This is a genomic window from Streptomyces sp. NPDC005302 (assembly GCF_040607345.1).
Taxonomy (GTDB): Bacteria; Actinomycetota; Actinomycetes; order Streptomycetales; family Streptomycetaceae; genus Streptomyces.
In genome coordinates, this window is sequence record NZ_JBEXGN010000001.1 from 541447 (window position 1) to 549540 (window position 8094).

The 8094-nt window shown below is 70.7% G+C and carries 6 protein-coding genes; 4 read left to right on the forward strand and 2 right to left on the reverse strand.

From position 1 onward, the window contains the following. Positions 1 to 21 precede the first annotated feature (21 nt). Positions 22 to 795 carry a helix-turn-helix domain-containing protein gene (locus tag ABZT74_RS02380; protein ID WP_356433013.1) on the reverse strand — a complete coding sequence of 258 codons (774 nt, stop codon included), beginning with the start codon at positions 793 to 795 and terminating at the stop codon, positions 22 to 24. 375 nt (positions 796 to 1170) lie between these two features. Between ABZT74_RS02380 and ABZT74_RS02385 the strand changes: the two genes are divergently transcribed. The 3 genes from ABZT74_RS02385 to ABZT74_RS02395 all read left to right on the forward strand — a co-directional run bounded on the left by ABZT74_RS02385 (position 1171) and on the right by ABZT74_RS02395 (position 5301). Next, complete coding sequence (locus ABZT74_RS02385) at positions 1171 to 2532, forward strand: NAD(P)/FAD-dependent oxidoreductase (RefSeq protein WP_356177855.1); 1362 nt, start codon at positions 1171 to 1173, stop codon at positions 2530 to 2532. A 130-nt stretch (positions 2533 to 2662) separates the two neighbouring features. Then, positions 2663 to 4318 carry a SpoIIE family protein phosphatase gene (locus ABZT74_RS02390; protein WP_356177857.1) on the forward strand — a complete coding sequence of 552 codons (1656 nt, stop codon included), beginning with the start codon at positions 2663 to 2665 and terminating at the stop codon, positions 4316 to 4318. A gap of 167 nt (positions 4319 to 4485) precedes the next feature. After that, entirely contained in the window at positions 4486 to 5301 is an 816-nt protein-coding gene (locus ABZT74_RS02395; RefSeq protein WP_356433014.1) for a methyltransferase domain-containing protein, read from the forward strand. Between the two features lie 89 nt (positions 5302 to 5390). Here ABZT74_RS02395 and ABZT74_RS02400 read toward each other — a convergent pair whose 3' ends face one another. Then, positions 5391 to 6665: an MFS transporter gene (locus tag ABZT74_RS02400; RefSeq protein ID WP_356433043.1), complete on the reverse strand. Its 1275-nt coding sequence runs from the start codon at positions 6663 to 6665 to the stop codon at positions 5391 to 5393. Between the two features lie 183 nt (positions 6666 to 6848). Between ABZT74_RS02400 and ABZT74_RS02405 the strand changes: the two genes are divergently transcribed. Beyond that, a complete protein-coding gene (locus ABZT74_RS02405) occupies positions 6849 to 7397 on the forward strand; it encodes a MarR family transcriptional regulator (RefSeq protein WP_355883935.1) in 549 nt (182 codons plus the stop codon). Positions 7398 to 8094 lie beyond the last annotated feature (697 nt).

The following is an 8094-nucleotide window of genomic DNA, read 5'->3' on the forward strand; positions in this document are numbered from 1 at the left end:
CCGGGGCGAGCCCCGGCGCGGTCACACCGTCCGAGAACGGAGGCCCTCCAGCAGGATGTCCAGCAACCGGGCCGAGGCCGCGGCCTGCTGGGCGGGGTCCGGCAGCGAGGGCGCCGCCGTCGCGATGACGAGCAGCACGTCCGCCACGGTGACGTCGGCGCGCAACACACCCGCCGCGCGCGCCCGGTCGACCAGCCGGCCGACCACCTCGAGCAGGGTGGCCGCGCCGGCGTCGTCCACCGCCGCGATCACTTCCTCCTCGGGAGCGGGCCGCTGTTCGACGAGCCGCAGTTCGGGCGTCAGCTGGGACCGCTGCTGCGGCACCCGCGCCCCGTCCGTCTCCGAGCCGTCCTCCGGCACGCCGACCCGCAGCACCTGCGGCGGCAGCAGCCGTCCGGCACCCGAGGCCACCGACGTCCGCAGGAAGCGCGACAGCGCCGACCACGGCTCTTCCTCCTGGCCGAGCGCGGTACGTGCCTGGTCGGTCAGCCGGGAGGTCTCCTCCTCGGCTATCCGGCGCACCAGGACGTCCTTGCTCGGGAACCGCCGGTACACCGTGCCGACACCGACCCGGGCCCGGCGCGCGACGTCCTCCATCGGCGCGCCGTAACCCAGCTCGCCGAAGACCTCACGCGCCGCGCGCAGTACGTGCTCGAGATTGCGCTGTGCGTCCACACGCAGCGGTGTCGTGCGCGATCCGTCCAACGGACCGCGGCCGTTCCCGCCCGCCGCGCCGACCGCGCCACCGGGTGCGATGGCAGAAGCGGTAGACCAATGAGAGTCCTGAATATGCATAAGCGTTCCCCCGGTAATGACGTCTCCCCCCGGAGACTCTCCCCGCCATTGATAGCCGGAGCGTGCGGAACAAGCTTGTGCGCGGGCCCTCGTCCGGACCCACCGAGCGCATCCCCCTACACCCCGTCGACATACGAACATAGTTGAGTGGGGGTCAATTCAGAAGGGGCAGGTTCCGCACGGAGCGCCCCCCGATCGGAGTACGGGCCGGGTACGTCCCGGTTGCGCCCCCTCCGAGTACCCCCCTCGCCCACCCTGACCTGGCCTTCTCCTGCGGACTCCGGCAAATCGGCCAACTCCGTACGTTGTCCGCGACCGGTCACACAAATTGCTGGGGCTGTGGACAAACTCCGGACGGGGGTGCGTCATGGGACGGTGAAGGAACGTGCGCGCATTCTCATTGTCGGCGGCGGCTACGTCGGGATGTACACCGCTCTGCGTCTCCAGCGGAAGTTGAAGGCCGAACTGAAACGGGGCGACGTCGAGATCGTCATCGTCTCCCCCGACCCATATATGACCTATCAGCCGTTCCTTCCGGAGGCCGCCGCGGGCTCCATCTCCCCGCGCCACGTCGTCGTTCCGCTGCGCCGGGTCCTCGACCGGTGCCGGATCGTCATCGGCGAGGCCCGGTCGATCGACCACGCCAAGCGCACCGCGACCCTCACCACCCTCGCCACCGAGGAGGAGGGCGCCGGCGAGGAGCAGATCTCGTACGACGAACTCGTGCTGGCGCCCGGCTCGATCTCCCGCACCCTGCCGATCCCCGGACTCGCCGAGTACGCCATCGGCTTCAAGACCGTCGAAGAGGCCATCGGACTGCGCAACCACGTCATCGAGCAGATGGACATCGCCTCCTCCACCCGCGACCCCGCGATCCGCGACGCCGCCCTGACCTTCGTCTTCGTGGGCGGCGGATACGCGGGCGTCGAGGCGCTGGGCGAGCTGGAGGACATGGCCCGCTACACCGCGCGGTACTACCACAACATCCAGCCCGAGGACATGAAGTGGATCCTCGTGGAGGCCTCGAACCGCATCCTCCCCGAGGTCGGCGAGGAGATGGGCAAGTACACCGTCACCGAACTGCGCCGCCGCAACATCGACGTACGCCTGGACACCCGCCTCGACAGCTGCGCCGACCGGGTCGCCGTCCTCGACGACGGCGCGCGCTTCCCGACCCGCACGGTCGTCTGGACCGCCGGGGTGAAGCCGCACCCGATCCTCGCCGCGACCGACCTCCCGCTGAACGAGCGCGGCCGGCTCCTGTGCACTCCCCAGCTGACGGTCGACGGCGCCCCGCACGCGTGGGCGGCGGGAGACGCGGCGGCCGTCCCCGACGTCACCGCGGAGCCCGGCAAGGAGACCGCGCCCAACGCCCAGCACGCCGTACGCCAGGCGAGGGTCCTCGGCGACAACCTCGCGCACACCCTGCGCGGCGAACCCCTGGACACGTACTCCCACAAGTACGTCGGCTCGGTCGCCTCCCTCGGCCTGCACAAGGGTGTCGCACACGTCTACGGGCGCAAGCTGAAGGGCTATCCTGCCTGGTTCATGCACCGCGTCTACCACCTCAGCAGGGTGCCCACCTTCAACCGCAAGGCCCGTGTGCTCGCCGAATGGACCCTGGCGGGCCTCTTCAAGCGGGAGATCGTGTCCCTCGGCTCACTCGAACACCCCCGTGCGGAGTTCGAACTCGCGGCCGGTGGAAAGCCTCCTACCGACCCGAAGGGGTCGTCCTGACCGGACGCAGGAACTCCACCGGCTGGGGCGGCGTCTGAAGGATGTCGGCCCGGTCGGTCACACTGCCAGACGGGTCCACGACTTTGGGCGGGTGCACCGCTCGCCCTTCTAACACGAGGCTTTCCCCACTGTGAACTTCACGCGCTGGAGCGCCCGGCTCCCCGGAACGCAGCGCCGCGCCGCAGCGCGGACCGAGCACACGGCCGTCCCGGACCGGCGCGGGGAAGGCTCCGTGCCCATGGCCCGGGCCGAGCGGCTCACCGGCGACACGCCGCCCGGACTCGCCGTCGACGAACTCCCGGTGCGCGAGGTCCTCGACCGCGTCCCCGCGCTCGTCGCCCTCGTGCACGGCCCCGACCACCGCGTCGCCTACGTCAACGACGCGTACACCGCCGCATTCGGTGCCCGGCCCGTCGCGGCGCCCGCACGCGAGGCCCTGCCCGAACTGGACGAGCTGGGCCTGCTGCCGCTCCTCGACCAGGTCCTGCGCAGCGCCAAGTCCCGCACGGTCAAGTCCCGCAAGGTGTCGACCGGCCGCTCGTACACGTTCACCTGCACCCCCGTCGAAGGCTCCCCAGAGGGACACGGCGGCGGCGTACTGATCTTCGCGACCGACGTCACCGACCACGCCGAGGCCGCCGAGCGGCTGCGCGCCAGCGAGCGCGACCAGCGCGAGACCGCCGTCACCCTCCAGCGTTCCCTGCTCCCGCAGGAGCTGGAGGAGCCCGACGACCTGCGCATCGCCGCCATCTACCTGCCCGGTGGCACGGAGGCGGCGGTCGGCGGCGACTGGTACGACGTCATCACCCTCGGCGGCGGCCGCACCGCGCTCGTCATCGGCGACGTCATGGGCCGCGGGGTCCGTGCCGCGGCGGTCATGGGCCAGCTCCGCACGGCGGTCCGCGCCTACGCGCGCCTCGACCTGCCGCCGCACGAGATCCTGCAGCTCCTCGACGGCCTCGCCACCGAGATCGACGCGAACCAGATCGCCACCTGCGTGTACGCGATCCACGACCCGAACGAGGGCCGGCTGGTGTACGCGTCCGCGGGCCACCTGCCCATCCTGGTCCGCAACGAGGACGGCACCACCCACCGTGCCGACGAGCCCACCGGCCCGCCGCTCGGCACCGGCGGCTGGCTGCACGCCTCCGGCTCGGTCCCCCTCGCCCCCGGCTCCACCGCCGTCCTCTATACGGACGGCCTGGTCGAGCGCCGCGACGAAGACCTCGACGAGGGCATCGCCTCCCTGGAGCGCGCCCTGGCCGGCGCCACGGGGACCCCCCAGGTGGTCTGCGACCGCCTGGTCCGCGCGGCGGGCGTCACCGCCGAGCACGACGACGACGTCGCCGTCCTCGTCCTCCAGCACCCGTCCCGCACCGGCCCCGACGGCGAACTCTTCCGCAACGCGGCCCTGGAACTGCTCGGCGGCGTGGAAGCCACCCCACGCGCGCGTGCCTTCGCCTCCGGCGTGCTCACCAGCTGGCGCTTCCCGGCCGAGCTGCACGACCTCGGTGTGCTGGCGGCCAGCGAACTCGTCGCCAACTCACTCCAGCACGGCACCCCGCCCATGCGCCTGAGGCTCCGGCGCACCGATCGACGCCTGATCATCGAGGTGACCGACGGCGACGACCACCTGCCGCGCCGCCGCCGCGCCGAACCCGCGGACGAGGCAGGCCGCGGCATCGCCATCGTCGCCACGATCGCGTCCAGCTGGGGCTCCCGCCGCACACCGGGCGGCGGCAAGGCCGTGTGGTGCGAGTTCGCCCTTCCCCGCGCGGGGAGCTGAAACGCGCGGGAACCTGAGACCGCCGTCGCCGGAACCCGAGACCGCCCGCCGGGCCGGCACCCCGCGTCCTCCCGGACCCGCGCGGACGGACACCGCTCACGGGCGGCCACCCTGAAACGTCCGTGCGTCCCCTGGCCGAGCGGGGCACCCGGTGCTAAGAGCTCCCCATGGCAGATGAATCGGGCTTTCAGCTCAAAGGCAGCGCCCCCGAGCGCTACGAGCGGTACGCGGCGCCGTTCATGGCGCCCTTCGTGGAAGCGATCCTGGAGGCGGTCGACCTCCACCCCGGAGCCGCGGTGCTCGACCTGGCCTGCGGCACCGGCTTCGCGGCTCGCGCGGCGGCCGCCCGGGTCGGCCCCGCCGGCCGGGTCTCGGGGGCGGACATCAACCCGGGCATGATCGGGGTGGCCGCGGAGCACGCGTCCCGCAGGTATCCGGACATCGAGTTCACCGTCGCTCCCGCCGAAACGCTCCCCTTCGAGGACGCGGCCTTCGACGCGGTCGTGTGTCAGCAGGGCGTCCAGTTCCTTCCCGACCTGGACGCGGCCTTCGCGGAGACGGCCCGCGTGACACGCCCCGGCGGCCGCTTCGCCGCCACCGCGTGGGCCGCCAGAGAACTCATCCCGTACTTCGTCGCCCAGTACGAGGCGGTCGGGGAACACGGCGGCAAGGAGCTCGCGGAGGACTACGAGGGCGCGTTCTCCGGCACCCCCGAACGGCTCTCCGCCGCCATGCTGGGCGCCGGCTTCCGCGACGTCGCCGTACGCCGGATCACCTTCGACATCCCGCTCCCGCCTCTCGACGCGTACGCCCCCGGCCAGCTCTCGTCCACATCCTGGGGGCAGGCGATCGCCGGCACCGCGGGCGAGGACGCGCTCCTGCGCGCGGGACGGGCCGTCCACACCCGACTCGCCGGTCACACCGCCCCCGACGGCACCGCCATCCTCCCCTTCACCGCCAACCTGCTGACCGGCATCCGCTGAGACCCGCCCCGCGCACACGAAACGGCCGCCATCACGTCCCTGCGTGATGGCGGCCGTTCTGGTCCGCACCCGTCCCGCGGCCTCCGCGGTCAGGCGCCGGCCGGGACAGGCTCCGCCGGAGCACCGCCCTGCGCGACCACCCGGCTCCTCGCGAGCCACGGCTGGTTCTGCACCGGGGTGAGCTGCCGCCCCAGCCGCACGGCGAGGAACGTGATGCCGAGCGAGAACAGCAGGAACACCACGACGTACGGGCCGTGCAGCGACGCCCCCATCGGACCGCCCACCGCCGGACCCACCGCCAGCGCGAGCTGCTTCACCAGGGCGAACGCCGAGTTGTACTGACCGGCCATGCCCGTCGGTGCCAGATCGGCCACCAGCGGCGCGACCGTCGGCGACAGCATCGCCTCACCGAGCCCGAAGAGCGCGTACGTCGAGACGAAGGCCGCGGTGGCCATGGTCTGGCTGCCGTGCCCGAGGCCCGCGTATCCGGCCGCCAGCCATGCGACCGCCCAGATCAGCCCGACCGCCGCGATCACACGCGACCGCTTGCGACGCTCCACGAACTTCAGCACCGCGAACTGCGCGACCACGATCATCGCCGTGTTCGCCGCCATCGCCGTACCGAGCGCGGACGTGGAGATCCCGGCCGCCTCGACACCGTAGGCGGAGAGCCCCGACTCGAACTGGCCGTAGCAGGCGAAGAACAGGACGAAGCCCAGCACGGACAGCTGCACCATGGCCCGGTTGCCGAGCAGCTGCTTCCAGCTGCCGCCCTTGCCCTGCGGCGCACCCTCGCCGATCCGCGGCGCGTGCGGCATCCGCACCGTCGCCACGATCACCGCGAGCAGCAGGAACATCGCCGCCTCGATCGCGAACAGCAGGGTGAACGAGCTCGCGCGGCTGGTGTCGACGATGTGGCCGCCGATCAGACCGCCGACCCCGAGACCGAGGTTCTGCAGGAAGAACTGCATCGCGAACGCCCGCGACCTCGTGTCCGCCGTCGAGCAGTCCACGATCATCGTCGCCAGCGCCGGCTGCATCACGGCCTGACCGGCGCCGAGCGCCGCGGCCGACAGCAGTACGGTCGTCGCGCTGCCCGCCAGCCCGAGGCTCAGCGCGCCGAGAGCGGCCGTGACGAGCGCGACGAGCAGGACCGGCAGCGGGCCGCGCCGGACGATCGCCCGCCCGGCGAACGGCAGCACGACGAGAGCGGCCACGGCGAAGACGGCGAGCACGATGCCCGCCGTCATGGAGCCGAGTCCCCGCACCTGCGCCACATAGACGTAGAGGAAGGGGACGGTAAAGCCGAGCCCGAACGCGCTGAGTGCGTTGCCCACGTGGATCCGGCGCATCGCCGCGCCCATCGCCCTGGTCACTTTCACCTGCCTTGATCGAGAAGCCGCAGCGGTCCGCTCCCGTGGGGAGGGGCGTAGAGACGCGTTCCTCCGCATGGATGCAGACCTGAAGACTTCGAAGCTAAAGTTAGATGTTGAACTGTACACCTCGAAGGACTTCGACGCCAAGCGGTGCCGTGCCATACTCGGGCCATGGGCGACACCCCCGGCGTCAGCGAGCCGACACTCGAAGAACAGATCGCCGCGTATCAGCGCGAGTTCCAGGACCTGGACCCCCAGGTCGAGGAGATCGTCTCGGCGCTGTCCCGCCTGAACCGGCGGATGAACGTCGCCTATGGCCGGCAGACGGCGGCGCTCGGCATCAGCAACGCCGAGTGGGAGGTCCTCAAGGCCCTCGTGCTCGCCGGTGCCCCGTACCGCCTGGGCCCGAGTGAACTGGCCAAGCGGCTCGGCCTGACCCCCGCCGCCATGACCCACCGCATCGACCGCATGGTCGGGGAGGGTCTGGTCACCCGGGAGCGGGACGAGTCGAACCGGGTCCGCGTCATCGTCGAGCTGACGGACGAGGGCCGGGAGAAGTGGCTCGAGGCGATGCGGATGGCCACGGTCTTCGAGGAGGACCTGCTCCAGGACCTCTCCACGGCGGAGCGTGGCGTACTGGGAGAGGTACTCACCCGCCTCCTGCGCAGGGTGGAGGACGCCCAGCCGGACGCCGGCGGCCGGCTCAGCGACCTCGATTAAAGATCTTGACAGGGGAGGTTGACACTGCCTCCCCGGATCCGTAAGGTTCTTCGAGTTGCCACGGGGCCGTAACGGTTCTGCGACAGCACATCCGCCGCGGATGCGGCACTCAAACCATCAGCACGATCTCCCAACGGGGTTCAATTCGGCGTGCCCGAATTGAATTCGATTTGGGCCTGGCAGCCCGATTAGGAACTGCCGGGAGGATCCGCTAAAGTTTGAGACGTCGGAACGGCCCAACAGCCGCGAAGGCAAGCCCCGCTGACTGGGGGTCAGGCCCGAAAGGATCTGATAGAGTCGGACTCGCCGGAAAGGGAAACGCGAAAGCGAAAACCTGGAAAGCGCCGAGGAAATCGGATACGGAAACGGTCTGATAGAGTCGGAAACGCAAGACCGAAGGGAAGCGCCCGGAGGAAAGCCCGAGAGGGTAAGTACAAAGGAAGCGTCCGTTCCTTGAGAACTCAACAGCGTGCCAAAAATCAACGCCAGATTTGTTGATACCCCGTCTCCGGCCGTTCGGTCGGGACGAGGTTCCTTTGAAAAAGTCCTGCCGGGCATTGTTTCGGCAGGCGCACAGCGAGGATGCTGTGAACGACCGGTCCTATTCCGACCGGTTGTTCCGCTCTCGTGGTGTCATCCGGATTACCGGAAAACATTCACGGAGAGTTTGATCCTGGCTCAGGACGAACGCTGGCGG

Bases quoted from the DNA above. Each gene is read 5' to 3' on its own strand.
- ABZT74_RS02380 (WP_356433013.1), bottom strand. From the start codon at position 795: ATGCATATTCAGGACTCTCATTGGTCTACCGCTTCTGCCATCGCACCC.
- ABZT74_RS02395 (WP_356433014.1), top strand. From the start codon at position 4,486: ATGGCAGATGAATCGGGCTTTCAGCTCAAAGGCAGCGCCCCCGAGCGC.
- ABZT74_RS02400 (WP_356433043.1), bottom strand. From the start codon at position 6,665: ATGGGCGCGGCGATGCGCCGGATCCACGTGGGCAACGCACTCAGCGCG.
- ABZT74_RS02405 (WP_355883935.1), top strand. From the start codon at position 6,849: ATGGGCGACACCCCCGGCGTCAGCGAGCCGACACTCGAAGAACAGATC.